14 protein-coding genes are annotated in these 20047 nt (G+C 67.9%); 11 read left to right on the top strand and 3 right to left on the bottom strand.

Annotation, left to right across the window (positions count from 1 at the left end; genetic code table 11):
- Nucleotides 1–15: 15 nt before the first annotated feature.
- The 11 genes from AC4EEO_RS11055 to AC4EEO_RS11005 all read left to right on the top strand — a co-directional run bounded on the left by AC4EEO_RS11055 (nucleotide 16) and on the right by AC4EEO_RS11005 (nucleotide 15098).
- Nucleotides 16–1992 carry an APC family permease gene (locus AC4EEO_RS11055; RefSeq protein WP_043423783.1) on the top strand — a complete coding sequence of 659 codons (1977 nt, stop codon included), beginning with the start codon at nucleotides 16–18 and terminating at the stop codon, nucleotides 1990–1992.
- Nucleotides 1989–3377 carry a class I SAM-dependent RNA methyltransferase gene (locus tag AC4EEO_RS11050; RefSeq protein ID WP_018761111.1) on the top strand — a complete coding sequence of 463 codons (1389 nt, stop codon included), beginning with the start codon at nucleotides 1989–1991 and terminating at the stop codon, nucleotides 3375–3377. The genes AC4EEO_RS11055 and AC4EEO_RS11050 overlap by 4 nt, the downstream gene beginning before the upstream one ends.
- Before the next feature lie 165 nt (nucleotides 3378–3542).
- Nucleotides 3543–6356, top strand: a complete 2814-nt coding sequence (locus AC4EEO_RS11045) for an aconitate hydratase (protein ID WP_018761112.1) — start codon at nucleotides 3543–3545, stop codon at nucleotides 6354–6356.
- A 129-nt stretch (nucleotides 6357–6485) separates the two neighbouring features.
- Nucleotides 6486–8459, top strand: a complete 1974-nt coding sequence (gene dxs, locus AC4EEO_RS11040; protein WP_491338848.1) for a 1-deoxy-D-xylulose-5-phosphate synthase — start codon at nucleotides 6486–6488, stop codon at nucleotides 8457–8459.
- Nucleotides 8456–9073, top strand: coding sequence for a DUF402 domain-containing protein (locus tag AC4EEO_RS11035; RefSeq protein ID WP_018761114.1), 618 nt, complete (start codon nucleotides 8456–8458; stop codon nucleotides 9071–9073). The genes dxs and AC4EEO_RS11035 overlap by 4 nt, the downstream gene beginning before the upstream one ends.
- A complete protein-coding gene (locus AC4EEO_RS11030; RefSeq protein WP_018761115.1) occupies nucleotides 9070–9630 on the top strand; it encodes a hypothetical protein in 561 nt (186 codons plus the stop codon). Before AC4EEO_RS11035 ends, AC4EEO_RS11030 begins: the two co-directional genes overlap by 4 nt.
- Nucleotides 9631–9639: 9 nt before the next feature.
- Nucleotides 9640–10617, top strand: coding sequence for an aldo/keto reductase (locus AC4EEO_RS11025; protein WP_491338847.1), 978 nt, complete (start codon nucleotides 9640–9642; stop codon nucleotides 10615–10617).
- A 34-nt stretch (nucleotides 10618–10651) separates the two neighbouring features.
- The gene (locus tag AC4EEO_RS11020) at nucleotides 10652–11689 is read left to right on the top strand and encodes a nucleoside hydrolase (RefSeq protein ID WP_491338846.1); all 1038 of its coding nucleotides are present in this window, start codon (nucleotides 10652–10654) and stop codon (nucleotides 11687–11689) included.
- A gap of 194 nt (nucleotides 11690–11883) precedes the next feature.
- The gene (locus AC4EEO_RS11015; RefSeq protein ID WP_491338845.1) at nucleotides 11884–12735 is read left to right on the top strand and encodes an ECF transporter S component; all 852 of its coding nucleotides are present in this window, start codon (nucleotides 11884–11886) and stop codon (nucleotides 12733–12735) included.
- A gap of 10 nt (nucleotides 12736–12745) precedes the next feature.
- Nucleotides 12746–13534: an energy-coupling factor transporter transmembrane component T gene (locus AC4EEO_RS11010; RefSeq protein ID WP_491338844.1), complete on the top strand. Its 789-nt coding sequence runs from the start codon at nucleotides 12746–12748 to the stop codon at nucleotides 13532–13534.
- Nucleotides 13527–15098, top strand: coding sequence for an ABC transporter ATP-binding protein (locus AC4EEO_RS11005; protein WP_491338843.1), 1572 nt, complete (start codon nucleotides 13527–13529; stop codon nucleotides 15096–15098). Before AC4EEO_RS11010 ends, AC4EEO_RS11005 begins: the two co-directional genes overlap by 8 nt.
- A gap of 51 nt (nucleotides 15099–15149) precedes the next feature.
- Here AC4EEO_RS11005 and AC4EEO_RS11000 read toward each other — a convergent pair whose 3' ends face one another.
- From AC4EEO_RS11000 to AC4EEO_RS10990, 3 genes are all read right to left on the bottom strand, one after another.
- Nucleotides 15150–17309, bottom strand: coding sequence for a 3-hydroxyacyl-CoA dehydrogenase NAD-binding domain-containing protein (locus tag AC4EEO_RS11000; protein WP_491338842.1), 2160 nt, complete (start codon nucleotides 17307–17309; stop codon nucleotides 15150–15152).
- Complete coding sequence (locus AC4EEO_RS10995; protein ID WP_018761122.1) at nucleotides 17306–18586, bottom strand: thiolase family protein; 1281 nt, start codon at nucleotides 18584–18586, stop codon at nucleotides 17306–17308. The genes AC4EEO_RS11000 and AC4EEO_RS10995 overlap by 4 nt, the downstream gene beginning before the upstream one ends.
- A 118-nt stretch (nucleotides 18587–18704) precedes the next feature.
- Complete coding sequence (locus AC4EEO_RS10990) at nucleotides 18705–20039, bottom strand: HRDC domain-containing protein (RefSeq protein WP_491338841.1); 1335 nt, start codon at nucleotides 20037–20039, stop codon at nucleotides 18705–18707.
- Nucleotides 20040–20047 lie beyond the last annotated feature (8 nt).

The raw sequence follows: 20047 nt of genomic DNA, 5'->3' as shown, positions 1-20047 counted from the left end.
GACTAGCTTTGTGGGGTGTTGACAATACTGAACGCCGTCAAACGCGTGCTGGTGGGCAGGCCTTTCCGGAATGACCGCCTTGCCCATACCCTGCTGCCGAAAAAGATCGCACTGCCGATCTTCGCGTCGGACGCGTTGTCGTCCGTAGCCTATGCCCCGGATGAAATCCTGCTGACCCTTGCCTTGGCCGGCGTCAGTGCGGTGGCGATTTCACCGCTGGTGGGCCTGGCCGTGATGGTGGTCCTGCTGACCGTCGTTGCCTCCTACCGGCAGAACGTCCACGCCTACCCCTCCGGCGGCGGCGACTACGAGATTGCCAACGTGAACATGGGAAAGTACGCGGGCCTGACTGTGGCCTCCGCGCTCCTGGTGGACTACGTCCTGACGGTTGCCGTGTCCATGTCCTCGGCCGCGGCGTACCTCACCACGGCTGTACCGTCGCTGCACGGCCAGCAGGCAATCATTGCCACCATCGGCGTCGTCATCCTTGCCCTGGTGAACCTGCGCGGCATCAAGGAAGCCGGCAGCGTCTTCGCGGTCCCCACGTACATCTTCATGGCCTCCATCCTGGGCATGACCGCGGTAGGCATCTTCCAGGCGGCCACCGGGCAGCTTGGCCAGGCGCCGTCTGCAGCCTTCACCATCGTCCCGACCGAAGGCTTCGACCAGGGCCTCGTGGGCCTCGCCGGTGCCTTCCTGCTCCTGCGGGCTTTCTCCTCCGGCGCCGCGGCACTGACGGGTGTCGAAGCGATCAGCAACGGCGTTCCCAACTTCCGGCACCCCAAAAGCAAGAACGCGGCAACCACCCTGCTGCTCCTGGGCATCATCGGTGCCGCGATGCTCGCAGGCATCATCTACCTGGCGAACGCCACGAAGGTCCACATCGTGCTGGACCCGGCCAAGGAGTTCCTGCTCGACGGCAAGCCGCTGCCCGAGGGCTACATCCAGAACCCCGCCATCAGCCAGATCGCACAGACCATCTTCGGCCCCGGTTCCATCCCGTTCTACATCGTGGTGGCAGCCACCGGCGTCATCCTGGTGTTCGCCTCCAACACCGCCTTCAACGGCTTCCCCGTGCTGGGCTCCATCCTGGCGCAGGACGGCTACCTGCCCCGGCAGCTGCGCACCCGCGGCGACAGGCTCGCCTTCAGCAACGGCGTGCTGGCCCTTGCCGCCGGCGCCCTGGTGCTGATCATCTCCTTCGACGCCGACGTCACCAAGCTGATCCAGCTCTACATCGTGGGCGTCTTCATCTCCTTCACCCTCAGCCAGCTCGGCATGATCAGGCACTGGGGCCGCGAACTCAAACTCGTCAAGGACAAGGCCGTCCGGCGCCGGATGCTGAAATCCCGCACCATCAACACCATCGGGTTCGGCATGACCGGCCTGGTGCTGGTCATCGTCCTCATCACCAAGTTCCAGCAAGGCGCCTGGATCGCACTGCTGGCCATGTTCATCCTCTTCCTGATCATGTGGAGCATCCGGGCGCACTACGACAATGTGGCCAAGGAACTTGCCGTGGACGAGGACTCCTCGCCGCGCGCGCTGCCCACCCGGGTCCACGCCGTGCTGCTGGTCTCGCACGTCCGCAAGCCCGTGCTGCGTGCCCTGGCCTACGCCCGCGCGTCCAGGCCCTCACGGCTGGACGCCATTACGGTGGACATCGATCCGGAAGAGACCGCCCACACCATTACCGACTGGGAGAAGCTCGAAATCCCGGTCCCGCTGACGGTCCTTGCCAGCCCGTACCGCGAGACGGTCACGCCCATCATGGACTACGTCAAGCAAATGCGCCTTGACTCCCCGCGGGACCTCATCGTGGTCTACATTCCGGAATACGTCGTGGGCAAATGGTGGGAGCAGCTGGTGCACAACCAGACCGCGCTGCGGATCAAGACCCGGCTGCACTTCGAACCCGGCGTCATGGTGGCCAGCGTTCCCTGGCAGCTCAAATCATCCGAAGAAGCCAAGAATCTGCAGGACGTCCAGTGACCGCAAGAACCTCGCCCACGGCAGTGCCGGCATCCGACCAGGCCGGCCACGCCGGCGAAGAAGCCGTGCTCGACGTCGGGCCGGTTGCCCACGGCGGGCACTGCGTGGCCCGCCACGAAGGCCGGGTGGTCTTTGTCCGGCACGCCATCCCCGGCGAAAAGGTCCGTGTCCGGCTGACCGATGCCGGCGACCACGCCAAGTTCTGGCGGGCGGACGCCGTGGAGATCCTCGAAGCGTCACCGGACCGGGTGGAGCACTTCTGGCACCTCGCCGATTCAGCCCGGGCCTGGGGCCACGGCCATCCGCCGGTGGGCGGCGCCGAATTCGGGCACATCACGCTGGCCCGGCAGCGGCAACTCAAAGCGGACGTCCTGGCCGAGCAGCTCACCCGGCTCGCCGGCGTTGACCCTGCACCGTCTGTGTGGGCCGGCAGCGTCGAAGCCGTGGGGGAGGCGCACGACGACGGCTCCGGCCTCGGGTGGCGGACACGGGCGAGCTTTTCGGTCACCCCCGGCGGCAAGCTGGGGATGCACGCGCACCGTTCCGGGCATATCGTTCCGGTGCGGGATATGCCGCTGGCCACGGAAGCGGTCAACGCCCTCCGCCTGTGGGAGCTGGACCTGCAGGGCATCGAACGCGTTGAGGTGGCGGCTCCGGCGAACGGCTCCCGCCCACTGGTGCTCCTGGCTCCGGCGCCGGGAACCAAGGACAAGCGGCTGCGGGCCATTGCCGCCGGACTGCCGGCGGAGGTATCCGTGGCGGCGTTCGATCCGGTCAGCGGCGACGCGACCCAGGTCCGGGGACGGACGTGGGTGCAGGAAACGGCGGCCGGCCACGATTACCGCGTGTCGGGCGCGGGCTTCTGGCAGATCCACCGCGACGCGCCCGGGACACTTGTGGGCGCCGTCACGGAATTCCTGAGCGGCGGCGGCTTCCTGCACCCCGGGGCGGTGGTGGCGGATCTGTACGCCGGGGCCGGATTGTTCACTGCCGCGCTGGCCGATGCCGTGGGGGAGACCGGGTCCGTCCTGTCGGTCGAAGGTGCGCCCGGATCCAGCCGCGATGCACGCAAGAACCTCCATTCAGCTCCGCAGGTGGAGGTGGTCCAGGGCCGCGTGGAGCGCGTGCTCCGCCAGAAACCGCGGAATTTCGACGCTCTTGTCCTCGATCCGCCCCGTGCGGGGGCAGGGAAAGCCGTCGTCGGGCAACTCATTGCCTCGCAGCCCCGTGCCATTGCCTATGTGTCCTGCGATCCGGCGTCGTTTGCCCGTGACCTCGGTTACTTTCGACGCTCGGGCTGGGAACTCGCCGGGCTCCGTGCCTTCGACTTGTACCCCCACACCCACCACCTGGAGACCGTGGCACTGCTGGCTCCCGGTCCGTGATGCCACCGGCGTTTTGGACTACGATGGCCGTAGTAGTCCCACGTCGCGCCCGAATTCTCGGCCGGCCGTGTGCAATTTTCGGGCCCTCGAACTACTTAGGGCATCCTAACTAGCAGGCGGTCAACCGCGCGACAAAGATGAAACTGTTGCGAGAGGAGTCCTGCGATGAGCACTGTGGACAGCTTCGGTTCAAAAGGCAAACTTAATGTAGCCGGAACCGATTACGAAATTTTCCGGTTGAACTCCGTTGAAGGTGCAGAAAACCTTCCGTTCAGCCTCAAGGTATTGCTTGAAAACCTGTTGAGGACCGAGGACGGCGCGAACATCACGGCCGACCACGTCCGCGCACTGGCCGGTTGGGATCCCAACGCCGAGCCCGACACTGAAATCCAGTTCACGCCGGCGCGCGTGATCATGCAGGACTTCACTGGCGTGCCCTGCGTTGTGGACCTCGCCACCATGCGTGAAGCCGTCAAGGAACTCGGCGGCGACCCCAAGCGGGTCAACCCGCTGGCACCGGCGGAAATGGTCATCGACCACTCCGTGCAGATCGACGCCTTCGGCAACTCCGGCGCACTGGAGCGCAACATGGAGATCGAGTACCAGCGCAACGGCGAGCGGTACCAGTTCCTCCGGTGGGGCCAGACCGCGTTCGACGACTTCAAGGTCGTCCCGCCGGGAACCGGCATCGTGCACCAGGTCAACATCGAATACCTGGCCCGCACCGTCATGACCCGCGAGGTTGACGGTGCCCTGCGCGCCTACCCCGACACCTGCGTCGGCACCGACTCGCACACCACCATGGTCAACGGCCTGGGCGTGCTCGGCTGGGGCGTCGGCGGTATCGAGGCCGAGGCTGCCATGCTGGGCCAGCCCGTCTCCATGCTGATCCCGCGCGTCGTCGGCTTCAAGCTGACCGGATCCATCCCGGCCGGTGCCACCGCCACCGACGTCGTCCTCACCATCACCGAACAGCTGCGCCAGCACGGCGTGGTGGGCAAGTTCGTTGAGTTCTACGGCGAAGGCGTCGCGGCTGTGCCGCTGGCCAACCGCGCCACCATCGGCAACATGAGCCCCGAATTCGGTTCCACCGCCGCCATGTTCCCGATCGACGACGTCACCCTCGACTACCTCCGCCTCACCGGCCGGTCAGACGAGAACGTCGCCCTGGTCGAGGCCTACGCCAAGGAACAGGGCCTCTGGCACGACCCCTCCCGTGAGATCAAGTTCTCCGAGTACCTCGAGCTGGACCTGTCCACCGTCGTTCCGTCGATCTCCGGACCGAAGCGCCCGCAGGACCGCATCATCCTCACCGAATCCAAGGCCCAGTTCCGCGAGGACCTCCGCAACTACGTCAAGGTGGACCTCGCCGACGGCAGCCTGGACGAAGCGATCGACGAGAGCTTCCCGGCTTCCGACTCGCCGTCCTTCACCGCCTCGGCGACCCACCTTACCGAGCAGGCCCCGCACGCCCACGGTCCCAAGTCCAACGGACGTCCGTCCAAGAAGGTGGCTGTCACCACCGCCGACGGCCGCGAGTTCGAACTGGACCACGGAGCTGTGTCGATCGCCTCGATCACCTCCTGCACCAACACGTCCAACCCCTCCGTGATGCTGGCCGCCGCGCTGCTGGCCCGCAACGCCGTGGAAAAGGGCCTGGCCGCGAAGCCTTGGGTCAAGACCTCCGTGGCTCCCGGCTCCAAGGTGGTCACCGACTACTACAACAAGTCGGGCCTGACTCCGTACCTTGAGAAGCTCGGCTTCTACATCGTGGGCTACGGCTGCGCCACCTGCATCGGCAACTCCGGCCCGCTCGACCCCGAGATCTCCGAGGCCATCCAGGCCAACGACCTCTCCGTCACCGCCGTCCTCTCCGGCAACCGCAACTTCGAAGGCCGGATCAACCCGGACGTCAAGATGAACTACCTGGCCTCCCCGCCGCTGGTCATCGCGTACGCCCTGGCCGGAACCATGGACTTCGACTTCGAAAACGATGCCCTGGGCCAGGACGAGGCCGGCAACGATGTCTTCCTCAAGGACATCTGGCCGAATCCGGTCGAGGTCCAGCAGGTCATCGACTCCTCGATCGACAAGGGCATGTTCGCCCGCGGCTACGAGGGCGTCTTCGAAGGCGACGACCGCTGGAAGGCCCTGGACACCCCCGCCGGCGACACCTTCGCCTGGGACGAGAAGTCCACCTACGTCCGGAAGCCCCCGTACTTCGAGGGCATGCAGGCCCAGCCGGAGCCGGTCAAGGACATCACCGGTGCGCGCGTGCTGCTGAAGCTTGGCGACTCCGTCACCACCGACCACATCTCCCCGGCCGGTTCCTTCAAGTCCGACACCCCGGCGGGCCAGTACCTCCTGGCCAACGGCGTGGAGCGCAAGGACTTCAACTCCTACGGTTCGCGCCGTGGCAACCACGAGGTCATGATCCGCGGCACGTTCGCCAACATCCGGATCAAGAACCAGCTGCTCGACGGCGTCGAAGGCGGCTTCACCCGCGACTTCACCCAGGCAGACGGCCCCCAGGCCTACGTCTACGACGCCGCGCAGAACTACCAGGCAGCCGGCACCCCGCTGGTGGTCCTGGCAGGCAAGGAGTACGGCTCCGGTTCGTCCCGCGACTGGGCCGCCAAGGGCACGGCGCTGCTGGGCGTCAAGGCCGTCATCGCCGAAAGCTACGAGCGCATCCACCGCTCCAACCTGATCGGCATGGGCGTCCTTCCGCTGCAGTACCCGGCCGGCCAGAACGCCGCCAGCCTGGGCCTGACCGGCACGGAAACCTTCGCGGTTGAGGGCGTCACCGCCCTGAACGAAGGCACCACGCCGAAGACCCTGAAGGTCACCGCGACGGCCGAAGACGGCACCACCACGAGCTTCGACGCGGTCCTGCGCATCGATACCCCGGGTGAAGCCGACTACTACCGCAACGGCGGCATCCTGCAGTACGTGCTGCGGCAGATCTCCGCGAACTAGCGGAACAGCTGCGCAGCCAGCATCCTCCCCGAAGCCCCGGCCGGTCACCGACCAGCCGGGGCTTCGGCTTTGCAACCAAGCCAAGGCGTTAGAGTTAAACGGCACGTCTACCACCCGAAGGAGGGGTCATTGGGAATCTTGGACACCATCCGGAATCCGCAGGACCTGAACGAGTTGACCGAGGAACAGCTGGAGCAGCTGGCTTCGGAGATCAGGGAGTTTTTGATCACGAACGTCTCACAGACGGGCGGACACCTCGGACCCAACCTTGGCGTGGTGGAACTGACGCTGGCCGTCCACCGCACCTTCGATTCCCCCCGCGACAGCATCGTCTTTGACACGGGCCACCAGTCCTACGTCCACAAACTCCTGACCGGACGCCAGGACTTCAGTACCCTCCGGCAGGAAGGCGGCCTCTCCGGCTACCCCTCACGCGCGGAGTCCGAACACGACATCGTGGAAAGCTCGCACGCATCCTCATCCTTGTCCTGGGCGGACGGCATCTCCCGGGCCCGCCAGCTCACCGGCAAAGGCGACCGGCACGTGGTGGCCATCGTGGGCGACGGCGCCCTGACCGGTGGCATGGCCTGGGAAGCCATCAACAACATCGCCGCGGACAAGAAACGCCGGGTTGTCATCGTAGTCAACGACAACGGCCGTTCCTACGCCCCGACCGTGGGCGGATTTGCCGACTACCTCGCGTCCCTGCGCCCCACCATCGACTCCTTCCGCGCCGCACCCGCCTATGAAGGCGCCCTGGACTGGTGGAAGAAGAAGCTCCAGAACGGCGGCCCCGCAGGACAGTTCACCTACAAGAGCCTGCACGCCATGAAAAAAGGCATCAAGGACTGGTGGGCTCCGCAGGGCATGTTCGAGGACCTCGGCATGAAGTACATCGGACCGGTGGACGGCCACAACCTCCAGGCCATGGAGCATGCGCTCTCCACCGCCAGGAACTACGGCGGCCCGGTCATCGTCCACGCCATGACCGAAAAGGGCCATGGCTACGCGCCGGCCCGCGCCCATGAAGCGGACCAGTTCCATGCGGTAGGCATCATCGATCCCGAAACCGGCGAACCAACGGGCACCGGCGGCGCGCAGTCCTGGACGTCCGTCTTCGCCGACGAGATCGCCGCCATCGCCGACGAACGCGAAGACATCGTCGGCATCACCGGCGCCATGCTGATCCCGGTGGGCCTGCACAAGTTCGCGGCCAAGCACCCGAAACGCGTCGTCGACGTCGGCATCGCAGAGCAGCACGCCCTCACCGCTGCTGCCGGCATGGCGTTCGGCGGCCTCCACCCCGTCGTCGCCGTCTACGCCACCTTCCTGAACCGGGCCTTCGACCAGTTGCTGATGGACGTCGCCCTCCACAAGGCCGGCGTCACCATCGTGCTGGACCGCGCCGGCGTGACCGGCCCGGACGGCGCCAGCCACCACGGCATGTGGGACATGGCCATGGTCCAGATCGTTCCTGGCCTCCACCTCGCCGCACCACGCGACGCCAGCCGCCTCCGGGAAGAACTGCGGGAAGCGGTGGCCATCAGCGACGCGCCCAGTGTGGTTCGCTTCTCCAAGGGATCCGTGGGTCCCGAAGTGGACGCCCTCGAACGGCTCAGCGACGGCGTTGACATCCTGGCCCGCCGACCCTCCGGATCCACCGAGAACGACGTCCTGATCGTCACCGTGGGTGCCATGTCCGAGCTCGCCCTCGATGTCGCCAACCGGCTCGGTGCCCAAGGCATCAGCAGCACAGTGGTGGATCCGCGCTGGGTGCTCCCGGTCCGCCGCTCCATCATCGCGCTGGCCTCGCACCACCGCCTGGTGGTCTGCATCGAGGACGGCGTCCGGGCCGGCGGAGTCGGCTCCCGCATCCGGCAGGAAATGCGCGCGGCAGGGGTGGACACCGCCCTGAACGAGGTTGGCCTGCCCGTCGAGTTCCTCGACCACGGCACCCGCGCCCAGGTCATGGAGCGCGTGGGGCTCACCGCCCAGCAAATAACGCACGACATCGTCGCGCAGGTTTTGGGTACAAAGGTCCCGTTCGCGCGTCCCCTGCCCGGGCAGCAGCACCCCACCACTGGCAGCCTCCCGATCCTGTGAGGGACGAAGACGCACTGAAATACCCGGGGGCCGTGGGGGAGTCGGGGCCGGTTCTGCATACCACCACCACCCGCGTGCCCGGCAAACTCCAGCCCGGGCAGCTGGTGGTCTCCCGCAACCGGAAATGGAACGGCAAGGCGCACTGGGTGGTCCCCGGCCGGTACCTTGGCGAAGACCGGCATGGCTGGTGGATCTTCCAGGGCACCAACGAGTTCTGTTCGCGCCCAGGCGCCGCGTTCTATACGCGCTCGGACGCCGTGCTCCTGGTGCCGCGGCAGGGCGACTGGGTGGCCACGTTCTACGATTCTGCCCATCCCGCCGGCGTGCGGCTCTACATCGACCTCGCCGTGGGCCACGAATGGACGGACATCCGGCCCGCCGTTACGGAGTTCCATGTGATCGACATGGACCTGGACGTGATCCGCACCGAATCTCGCGGCGTCTTCATCGACGACCAGGACGAATTCGCCGAGCACAGCGTGTCCATGCGCTACCCCCAACGGCTGGTCGAGGACATCCAGGCGGCCGCGGATGAGCTTTTCCATGCCGTGAAGGCGCAGCAGGCGCCTTTCGACGGTACCGACGTTGAATGGTTTACAAAGGGACGCATATGAGCGGCATAGTCAGGGTCTACAAGCGCGACGACGAGGGCACCCTCCACTTCCGGGAAGCCTGGTTCGATGAGGAGTACTCCCAGTTCGTCATGAATTTCGGCGTCGTGGGGCACCAGAGCAAGACCGAGGAAACCGACGTCAGCGACGCCGAGGGTGCCGAGAGCCTGCTGGATGCCTTCGCAGCCCAGTGCCAGGAGGACGGCTACGCCGAAATCCCCAACGAGGAGCAGTCCTGGGTGGTGGCCCAGTTCGCCCTCAAGACCAGGGAGGGCACGGAGCGGGACCGCTACCTGGAGCAGAAGGCCAAAGATGCGCTCATCAGCCACCTTGCCTGGCGGGGCCTTGGAACGGTGGAACGGTCTGAGTTCACGGATTACAAACTCAACATTTTCTGCCTCTGCCCGGAGGTGAACAAGGCCGTTAATGCCATCAAGGTGTGCGCCCGCGGCGAGGACCTTGACTTCACCAAGCTCAGCATTGGTGCCGCCCCCTATACCGAACCCGGGCAGTTCAAACTCAAGCACTCAGCCAAGCCCGCCAACAGCTTCAGCCTCTAGGAGTCGTCCGTGACCAGTTACCGCCGCGTTGGAAAATCAGGCCTCACCGTCTCCACGGTGGGCCTCGGATGCAACAACCTGGGCCGCGCCAACACCGCCACTGAGTCGCAGGAAGGCACGGACGCCGTCGTCTCCGCAGCCCTGGAGGCCGGGATCACGCTGTTCGACGTCGCGGACAACTACGGCCGGGAACCGGGACTGAGCGAGACCATGCTGGGAAAGGCGCTGGGAAACCGGCGGGACCAGGCTGTGGTGGCCACCAAGTTCGGGATGGAAGCCAAGGGCGCGAACGGCCCCGACTTCGGTGACCGGGGCTCGCGCCGCTACATCATCCAGTCCGTCGAAGCGTCACTGCGGCGGCTCGGCACCCACTGGATCGACCTCTACCAGTTCCATACCCCGGACCCGCTGACGCCCATCGACGAGACCCTCGCCGCTCTCGACGACCTCGTCCGCAGCGGCAAGGTACGGTACATCGGCCACTCCAACCGGGCCGGCTGGCAGATCGCCCAGGCCGAGTACGTGGCCCGGGAACTCGGCGGCGCACGCTTCGTTTCCACCCAGAACCACTACAACCTCCTGGACCGCCGGGCAGAGCAGGAAGTCACCCCCGCCGCCGAAGCCCTTGGCCTGGGCGTCCTGCCCTATTTCCCGCTGGCCAACGGCCTGCTCACGGGCAAGTACGCGCCCGGCCACGCGCCCGACGGTTCCCGCCTCAGCCACACACGCACCAACATGGTGGAGGACGCCGACTGGGACCAGCTGGGCCGGTTCAGCCTGTTTGCCAAGGAACGCGGCCTGACCGAGGTGGAGGTGGCCTTCTCCTGGCTGGCTGCACAGCCGTCCGTGGCCAGCGTGATCGCGGGTGCCACCAAACCGGAGCAGGTCCGCCAGAACGCCTCGGCCGCCGACTGGCAGCCCACGGCTGAAGACCTCGCAGAGCTGGACGCGATTTTCCCCACCGTTCCCAAGGTTGCCCTCTTCTAGGACACCGGAGACCCACACGCCCCGTACCGCGACTGTGACCTCATATCTGCTCGACGTCGATACCGGCATCGACGACGCCCTCGCCCTGGCCTATCTCGCCGCGCTGCCGGAGACGGAATTCGTATCCGTCACTGCGACACCGGGAAATGTGGACGCCGACCAGGTGGCCCGGAATACCCTCGCACTGCTGGAGCTGTGCGGCAGACCGGGCGTCGAGGTGGCCATCGGGGCGCGCGGGCCGCTGTCCATTCCGCTCACCACCACCCCCGAAACGCATGGGCCGCAGGGGATCGGATACGCGGTGCTGCCCGAGCCCGCCGGACAGGTCTCGGCGCGGAACGCCGTCGACCTGTGGATCGAACACGCCCGCGCCAGGCCGGGGGAGCTCACCGCCCTGATCACGGCGCCGCTGACCAACTTCGCCTTGGCACTCCGCCGGGAGCCCGGCCTGCCGGACCTCCTGGCCGGCGTGGTGATCATGGGCGGGAGCTTCTACCACCAGGGGAACACCACCCCGACGGCCGAGTGGAACACGCATGTGGACCCGCATGCGGCCAAGGAGGTGTTCGCGGCGTACCGCGGCAAGCCGCTGGCCAAGTTGCCGATCGTCTGTTCGCTGGACACCACCGAGCGGATGGAGCTGCGCCCGGAACACGTCCGGCAACTCGCCGAGGCCGCCGGTGCAGCCGTGCCGGAACTGGTCCTGCCGGACCAGCCTGAGGGCCTGCGCAGCACGTCCGGCAACGCCCTCATCCGCCATCTGTCCGACGCACTGCGGTTCTACTTCGAGTTCCACCGGCTGTACGACCAGGGCTATGTGGCACACGTCCATGATTTCTTCGCCGCCGGAGTTGCCGCCGGCACGCTCGAGTACGACGTCCGCCCGGCCACGGTGGACGTCGAAACCAGCTCGCCGTTGCTGATGGGAACCACGGTGGCCGATTTCCGCGGACTATGGGGCGCTCCGCCGAACGCCAGGATTGTTTCCGGCAACAACCCGGAGCAGGCCTTCCGCGAGCTGGTGTCCGCCGTCGGCGGCCTGGCCCGGCGGGTGGGACTACCGCTGGCCTGACTGCCGGCCTGACTGCCCACCAGGCGGCGAAGGATTACCGGACCGCGGCCGGCTTCCACCCCCGAAATGCCCGGTAGAATGGGCCACGGACCGGCCCGGCGCAGTTGCCGCCGGCTGCTGCCGAGGTGACATAGGCAGCCCCACCCCAGCCCGGTTCTGCCGGGCCACTGCCCGCACCCGAAGGAACATTTCCCATGTCATCGCCCTCCCTGACGCTTCCGTCCCAGGAACGCCCGGCGGCCCGCCGCCGCCGGCTGCTGGAGATCCTCGGCGCCCTGGCCATCGCCGCAACCTACGTCTACCTGGTCCTGAACCAGCCCGCGGACATCACCGGAGGCCCCGGCAGTGCCTCGGCCCTGATCGCACTCTCCGGCTTCCTGGCCGGGGCGGTCCTGCTCATCGCGGCCGTCCTGCCCACGCTTCCCGCATCCACCTTGGTGCTGATCCCGGTGGCGCTGGTCCTGAACATCGTGCTGGGCCAGTTCGTCGGCAGCACCCTGGTGCCCTTCTACCTTGACGCCATCGGTACCGTGCTGATCGCCGTCCTGGCCGGTCCCGCCGCGGGCGCTGCCACCGGCGCCCTCAGCAGCATCGTCTGGTCGTTCTTCAACCCCACCGTGCTGCCTTTCGCGGCAGGCGCCGCGCTCATCGGCTGCCTGGCCGGGCTCGCCGCCCGCTACGGCCTCTTCCGCCGTTTCTACCTCGCCCCGGTGGCCGGCTTCGTCGCCGGCATCATCGCCGGTGTGGTGTCTGCCCCCGTGGCCGCGTTTGTCTTCGGCGGAACCTCGGGCGTGGCCACCGGCGCGATCGTGAGCGCCTTCCGTGCCATGGGTGACACCCTCCTGGCGGCCATCACCAAGCAGGCACTGATCTCCGACCCCATGGACAAGGCGATCGTGTTCACCATCGTGGCCATCCTCGTCTATGCCTTGCCGCGCAGGGCCCGGCAGCAGTTCCCGTTCCTGCGCCGCCACCGTGTCCTGGCAGGCAAGGCCCCGGCCGGGACCACCGAGGCACCGGCACAGGGCGCTGCCCGGGACCACTGACCGCACCGCCGTGACCGCATCCCCTGAACGCAGTGCCGCCGGGCCGGCCAGGCCGCTGCGCCTGAATCCGCTGACCTTGCTGGCTGCTGCCGGGAGTACAGCGGTCATCACGACGGCGGCCGGCAGTTGGCCGCTGTCGCTCACCGTGATTGGCGCCTCCCTGGGTCTTTCGGCGGCAGGCGGGACCGCCCGCCGCGTCCTGGCTGCCGCCGCGGCAATCCTGGTTCCCCTGGGCCTGTCACTGTTGATGCTGCACGGGCTGTTCTTCCCCGAGGGGACCACCGTCCTGGCCGCATGGGGGCCTGCGCGGGTCACGGCGGAAGGACTCGGGTTCGCCAGCCAGCGGATCCTCCAGCTGGGCGCCGTGGTCCTGGCATTGCTGGTCTTCTCCTTCAACGTCAGCCTCCCGGACCTCGTGGCGGCTTTGTCCGCCCGCGGCGTGCAGGGCCGGTTTGCGTTCGTCCTGGCCTCCACCCTGACCCTGCTGCCGGCCATCAGCGCCCGGGCGCGGCGGATCCGCCAGGCCCAGGAGTCGCGGGGGCTGGTAGTGACACGGAACCTCCTGTCCAGGCTTGCCGCGTTCCGGCTCCAGGCTGTCCCCTTGGTCCTGTCCCTGGTGGAGGATGCCGGCACCCGGTCCGCGGCCCTGGAAGCACGGGGACTCAGCAACACCGGACCCCGCACCAGCTACCGGGAAGTGCCCGACTCGCGGCTGCAGCGCACGGCACGGGCCGTCCTGGTGCTGGCGGCCGCGGCGGCGCTGGTGCTGCGGCTGGTACAGGCAGGTGCCAGTGCCTGAGCGCCTGAGGGACGCCGACACCGCCGTTCACGGCAACCTCCCGGTCCTGGCGGCCGGCATCCGGTCCTTCACATTCCACGACGACGAAACAGCGGCCCTGCGCGACGTCACGGTTTCCTTCACGGCAGGTTCCTTCACGGCGATCCTGGGTGCCTCCGGCAGCGGCAAGTCAACCTTGGGCCGCCTGCTCGCTGCGTGGCTGCCGCCGGGTGGCCACGGAGCGCTGGCCGGCTTCCTGGAGCTGTCCGGTTCCCGGCTCGAGTTCGACGGCGGCCCCGACGACCCTCGGATCGATCCCGCCCAGTGGGGCCGGCACGTGGGTTTCGTTCCACAGGATGCAGCCACGGTCCTGTCCACCGTCCGGTCCACCGTGGCCGAGGAACTCGCGTTCGGCCTGGAGAACTCCGGGATGGAACGTACCGCCATGCAAGCCGCGGTGGGGCGCACCGCAGCGTTGTTGGGCCTGCACGATCAATTGGAACAGGACCCGGCCCGGCTCTCGGGCGGCCAGCTCCGCCGGCTGGCAATCGGCTGCGCCATCATTACCGGGCCGCCGGTGCTGGTCATGGACGAGCCGTTCGCCTCCCTTGACGCGGCTGGCGCCGACGGGCTCGCCGCTGTGGTGCGGGACCTCCTGGCCCGGGGGACCGCCGTCGTCATCCTTAGCCAGTCCATCGATCCGTTGCTCCTGGAGGCCGGGACGTGGGTGGTGCTGTCCGGGGGGACCGTCACCGCGAGCGGTCCGCCCGCCGCCATGGGGGCCTGCTCCGGGGTGGTGCCGCCGGCCATCCGCCGCCCCGCCACCGCGGCGGCAGCGGTTGCCGGACCCCGTCCCGTGGTGCCGCAGACGGGTACCCCCGCGTTGGAGCTGCGGGGTGTCGACTTCGCGTACCCGGGCGGGCCGGGGGCCGGCAGGTGGCGGCGAAGAATTGTTCAAGCGGGGCATCCGGGTGGCGTTGCACCCGTGCTGCGGGGAGTCGAGCTTGCCGTCCATCCGGGGGAGATCGTCGCGGTGACCGGACCCAACGGGGCGGGAAAATCCACCCTCCTGCGGCATTTCAACGGACTGCTTCGCCCCAGCGCGGGGTCGGTGCAGGTGCGGGGTGCCAACATCTCCGGCGCACCCGTGGGGCGGACGGCGGCCTCGGTGGGCTTGCTGTTCCAGCAGCCCCGCGACCAACTGTTCGAACGGTCCGCCCTGCGGGAGGTCGGTTTTGGCCTTGACCGCCTGGTGGGTCCGGCCCAGGCAGCCCGCCGTGCTGCGGCGGCGCTGGAGTCAGTCGGGCTGGCAGGCGCTGCGCGCGAACACCCCGCCGAACTGCCGGCGTCAGCCCAGCGCCTCCTGGCCCTGGCCACCGTCCTGGCGCGCAAGCCGGCCGTCCTGGCACTGGATGAACCCACTGTGGCGCTGGACGGCGACGGGCTGGCCCTGCTGGATGCAGCCGTCCGCCGGGCAGCCGCGGAAGGCGCCGCCGTCGTGCTGGTTACCCATGACCTGGGCTACGCACGTTCGGCGGCCCACCGCCTTCTGGCGCTCGACGGCGGCCGCCTGGTTCCTGCCTGACCATCCCCGCCCGCAGCGCCTGGTGGGGATGGCCAGGTTGGACCGAAGCGCCTAGGCGGGGCGGGACGCCACGCCGGGGGCCAGGAAACGCCGTCCGTTCACACGCTCCGACGCTCCCACCCGGTCCAGGTAAGGCGTGATGCCACCGAGGAACAGGGGCCAGCCGGCGCCAAGGATCATGCACAGGTCCACGTCCTCAGGTCCTGCCACGACGCCCTCGTCCACCATCAGGCCAATCTCCTCGGCCAGTGCATCCTGGACGCGCCGCAGCACCTGCTCCCCGGTGGAGGGGCTGGAGCCGAAGGACAGCAGTTCAAGGGTGGAGGCGGGGATAGCCCGGGTGCCGTCAGGTGCAGTTTCCCAGAGCGCCTTGACGTTGTTGTCGATGAGCGCAGCCAGGTTGGCGGAGACCGGGAAGCGGTCGCCGAATGCTGCGTGCAGTGACTCCTGGACGTGCTGTGCCACGGGGAGGCCCACCATGGCCAGGAGCGTGAAGGGGGTCATGGGAAGTCCCATGGGCCGCAAGGCGTTGTCGGCCACCTCGGCCGGGGTTCCCTCATCGAATACCGCGGTGACCTCTCCCATCAGCCGCAGGAGGATGCGGTTGACCACGAACGCGGCCGCATCCTTGACCAGCACGGCGCTCTTCTTCAAGGCCTTCGCCAGTTCAAATGCAGTGGCCAGCACGGCGTCGTCTGTCCGCGGGGCGCGGACAACCTCCAGCAGCGGCATCACGGCCACAGGGTTGAAGAAGTGGAACCCCACCAGGCGTTCCGGGTGCTCCAGGTCCTCGGCCATCGCCGTCACGGACAGCGAGGACGTGTTGGTGGCCAGGATGCATTCCGGCGAGACAATCGCCTCAACCTCCTTGAACACCTGCTTCTTGACGCTGAGTTCTTCGAAGACCGCCTCGATCACGAAGTCCGCATCCGCAAAGGCGTCCTTGGATACCGAGCCGGTCACCAGCGCCTTGGTGCGGTTGGCAGCGTCCTGGCTGAGGCGTTTCTTGCCCAGCAGCTTGTCCACTTCTGCATGGACGTAGGCCACGCCCTTGTCAACGCGGGCCTGGTCGATGTCCGTCAGCACAACGGGCACCTTGAGCTGGCGTGCGAAAAGCAGCGCCAGCTGGCCGGCCATGAGTCCGGCGCCCACCACGCCCACCTTGGTGACGGGGCGGGCCAGTTTGCGGTCGGGCGCCCCGGCGGGCCGCTTGGCGCGCTTCTGCACCAGGTCCAGGAACGCGTACACGGTGCAGCGGAACTCATCGGTCTGCATCAACTCGGCAAGCGTCTCGCACTCAACGGCGGCGGATTCCGCCGCCGTCATGGTGCGGTTGGCCTCGAGGAGGTCAAGGACCTTGCCCGGCGCCGGCGACGCGCCCGACGTCTTGGCCTCCACGAACTTGCGGCCGGCCGCAACTGCGGCCTGCCAGCGGGCTTCCACCCCGGTGGCGGAAGGGTCGACGGCGTTGGCGCGTTCCGGAACGACGCCGCCGGAGATGACTTCCGCGGCCCATGCCAGCGACTGTTCCAGGAAATCCGCGGGTTCGAAGAGGGCGTCGGCGATGCCCAGCGCGAACGCCTGCGGGCCGGACAGAGTCCGGTTGTTGCTGAGCGGGTTTTCGATCATGACCTTGACGGCGTTCTCCGGGCCCACCAGGCGGGGGAGGATGTAGACGCCGCCCCACCCGGGAACGAGCCCAAGGAATGCCTCCGGCAGGGCCAGGGCCCCGGCACCGGTGGACACGGTGCGGTACGTGGACTGCAGGGCGATTTCCAGGCCACCGCCCAGCGCTGCCCCGTTGATGAAGGCAAAGCTGGGGACGCCAAGGTTGGCCAGGGTGGCGTAGACGTCGTGGCCCAACTGTGCCATCCACAGGCCGTGCTCACGCTTTTCCAGCGATTTCACCGCGGAGAGGTCCGCACCGGCCACCAGGTAGTGCGGTTTTCCGGTGACGCCGACGCCCACGATCTCGCCGCGAACAGCACGTTCGCGCAGGCCCTCCAGGGCCGTACCGAGTTCCACCAGCGTGTTGGGGCCCAGGGTGGTGGGTTTGGTGTGGTCGAGATCGTTATCGAGGGTGATGAGGGCGAATGTGCCAGGTCCCGGCTTGCCGTCCGTGCCCGGAAGGACGATGTCCTGCACGTAGGAGTGGGTGACAGTTTCGTTGGGGAAAAGATCCGCCAACTTGCGGTAATCTGCGGCGCTCATGCGGTGGCTCCTTCGGAAACGGTGGTGGCGGCGGTCTGCCCCGAGGGGGCTCCGCTGTAGTCGGGGTGGTGCGGGTTCTCCCAAATCACTGTGCCACCCATTCCCAGTCCCACGCACATGGTGGTGATGCCGTAGCGCACCGAGGGGTCCTCCTCGAACTGTCGGGCCAGCTGGATCATCAGCCGGACTCCTGATGATGCCAGCGGATGGCCCACGGCGATCGCCCCGCCGTAGCGGTTGACCCGGGGGTCGTCGTCGGCAATGCCGTAGTGGTCCAGGAAGCTTAGGACCTGCACGGCGAAAGCTTCATTGATCTCGAACAGGCCGATGTCGTCGATGGTCAGGCCGGCGTTCTTGAGGGCCTTCTCGGTGGCCGGTACCGGTCCGATGCCCATGACCTCGGGTTCCACGCCGGCGTACGCGTAGCTGACCAGCCGCATCTTCACGGGCAGCCCCAGTTCGGCGGCGGCCTCGGAGGACGCCAGGACAGCGGCTGTCGCGCCGTCGTTCAGCCCGGCGGCGTTTCCGGCGGTGACCCTGCCGTGCGCGCGGAAGGGCGTGCGAAGGGATTCGAGGTCCGCCATCGTGGTGCCGGGGCGGGGTGGTTCATCCTTGCTGTGGACGGTCCAGCCCTGGCCCGGCTTCCGGGCGGCCACCGGAACCAGGTCCGGCTGGATCCTGCCTTCCTGGTAGGCGGCGGCAAGCTTGTCCTGAGAGGCCACCGCGTAGGCATCGGTACGCTGCTTGGTGATCGCCGGGAACCGGTCGTGCAGGTTTTCGGCGGTGTTGCCCATGTTCAGGGCCGCCGGGTCCACCAGGCGCTCGGACATGAACCGCGGGTTGGGGTCTGCGCCGGAGCCCATGGGATGGTGGCCCATGTGCTCCACTCCGCCGGCGATCACCACGTCGTAGGCGCCAAAACCGATGCTGCCTGCCGTGGTGGTCACGGCGGTCATGGCGCCGGCGCACATCCGGTCGATGGCAAAGCCCGGGACCGTGCGCGGAAGTCCCGCCAGCAGCGCGGCGGTCCGGCCGAGGGTGAGCCCCTGGTCCCCGGTCTGGGTGGTGGCGGCGACAGCTACTTCATCGATCCGCTCCGCCGGAAGGGACGGATTGCGGCGCAGCAGGCCGCGGATGCATTTGACGATCAGGTCATCGGCCCGGGTCCCGGCGTAGATTCCTTTCTCGCCGGCCCTGCCGAAGGGTGTGCGGATGCCGTCCACAAAGACGACGTCGCGGACAGTGCGCGGGGATGCGCCGCTTCCGTGCTGGCTCACGTGTAACTCCTCATCGAGACGTAGCGCCGGATGCATGCCGGAGGACGGCAGCAGCATGGCGTCGGTTCCACCGATGTTACTCGTGAGTAACTTAGGCCGCAAGGGCCGGAGGCCTTGGCTACTGGTCGTCCGCGGCGGCAGCGGATTTGGGCTCCCTGGGCGGCAGCGGCTGCGGGTTCAGGAAAGCCGCCGCGATCAGCGGTGCCGCCAGTTCCACCTGCCACCGGCGGGCACCGAGCGTCCGCAGTTCGGCGGAAATGGATTCCTCCGTGACCTCGGCAGGCGGCCGCCAGGCCACGCGCCGCAGGAAGTCCGGCGTCAGCAGGTTCTCCAGGGGCAACTTCAGCTCCTCGGCCTTCTCCTGGAGCAGCGGCCGCGCGGTGGCCAGCCGGGCGGCGGCCTCCGGATCCCGGTCTGCCCAGACCCGCGGCGGTGGTGGGGCGATGGTGGCCAGGTGCAGGGGAGGCAGGTCCTCGAGGTCCCGCGCGGCGGCAATGCACCGGAGCCAGCGCGGTGCCTCGCGCTGCGCCGCCCGGCCGTGGAAGCCCTTGGTTCCCAGCAACTGGGGCACCGTGGCGGGCATGGCCTTGGCCGCTGCCACCAGGGCGGAATCCGGAATGAGACGGCCAGGCGCGACGTCGCGCTTTTGTGCGAGGGAGTCGCGTTCAAGCCAGAGCTCCCGGACCGCGGCAAGCTGCCGGCGGTCCCGGATCTGGTGCAGGCCTGAGGTCTTCCGCCAAGGATCCACCCGCGGGGGAGCGATCCCGGCAGCAAGAATGGCGGCGAACTCCTGCTCCGCGTACTCCAGCTTCCCGTCAGCCTGCAGCAGTTCAATGAGTTCCTCGCGCAGCTCCGTGAGGACCTCGACATCGAGGGCGGCATAACGCAGCCAGGGTTCGGGAAGCGGGCGGGTGGACCAGTCGGCCGCGGAGTGCTCCTTGGCCAGCCCGAACCCCAGCAGCTGCTCGATGACGGCGGCAAGGCCCACCCGGGGCAGCCCGGCCAGGCGTGCGGCGAGTTCGGTGTCGAAGAGCTTGTCCGGCCACATGCCAAGTTCCGAAAGGCAGGGCAGGTCCTGGCTGGCGGCATGCAGGATCCACTCCACACCGCGCAGGGCGTCATTGATGATGCCCAGGTTCCCGAAGGGTTCGGGATCAATCAGCCAGGTCCCGGCGCCTTCGCGACGGATCTGGACCAGGAACGCCCGCTGGCCGTAGCGGAATCCGGAAGCGCGCTCGGCGTCCACCCCCGCCGGTCCGGTGCCGGCGGCGATGGCGGCGGCGCAGCGTTCCAGCCCGGACTGCGTTTCGATGACCAGGGGAACGCCGTCGCGGGGCGAGTCAAGGTCGATGATTTCGGGGATGGGGCTGTCGAAGCCCTCCACGGTGATATGGGGTGCGGCAGCAGCAGCCGGGACGCCGGCTGTGGTGTTTTCCGGAATGTTTGGGGTCATGGTTTCCC

It is taken from the genome of Pseudarthrobacter sp. MOO13, from assembly GCF_058267655.1.
The sequence above is the reverse complement of the archived record's forward strand: the minus strand, read 5'-3'. Positions and strand labels throughout refer to the sequence as shown.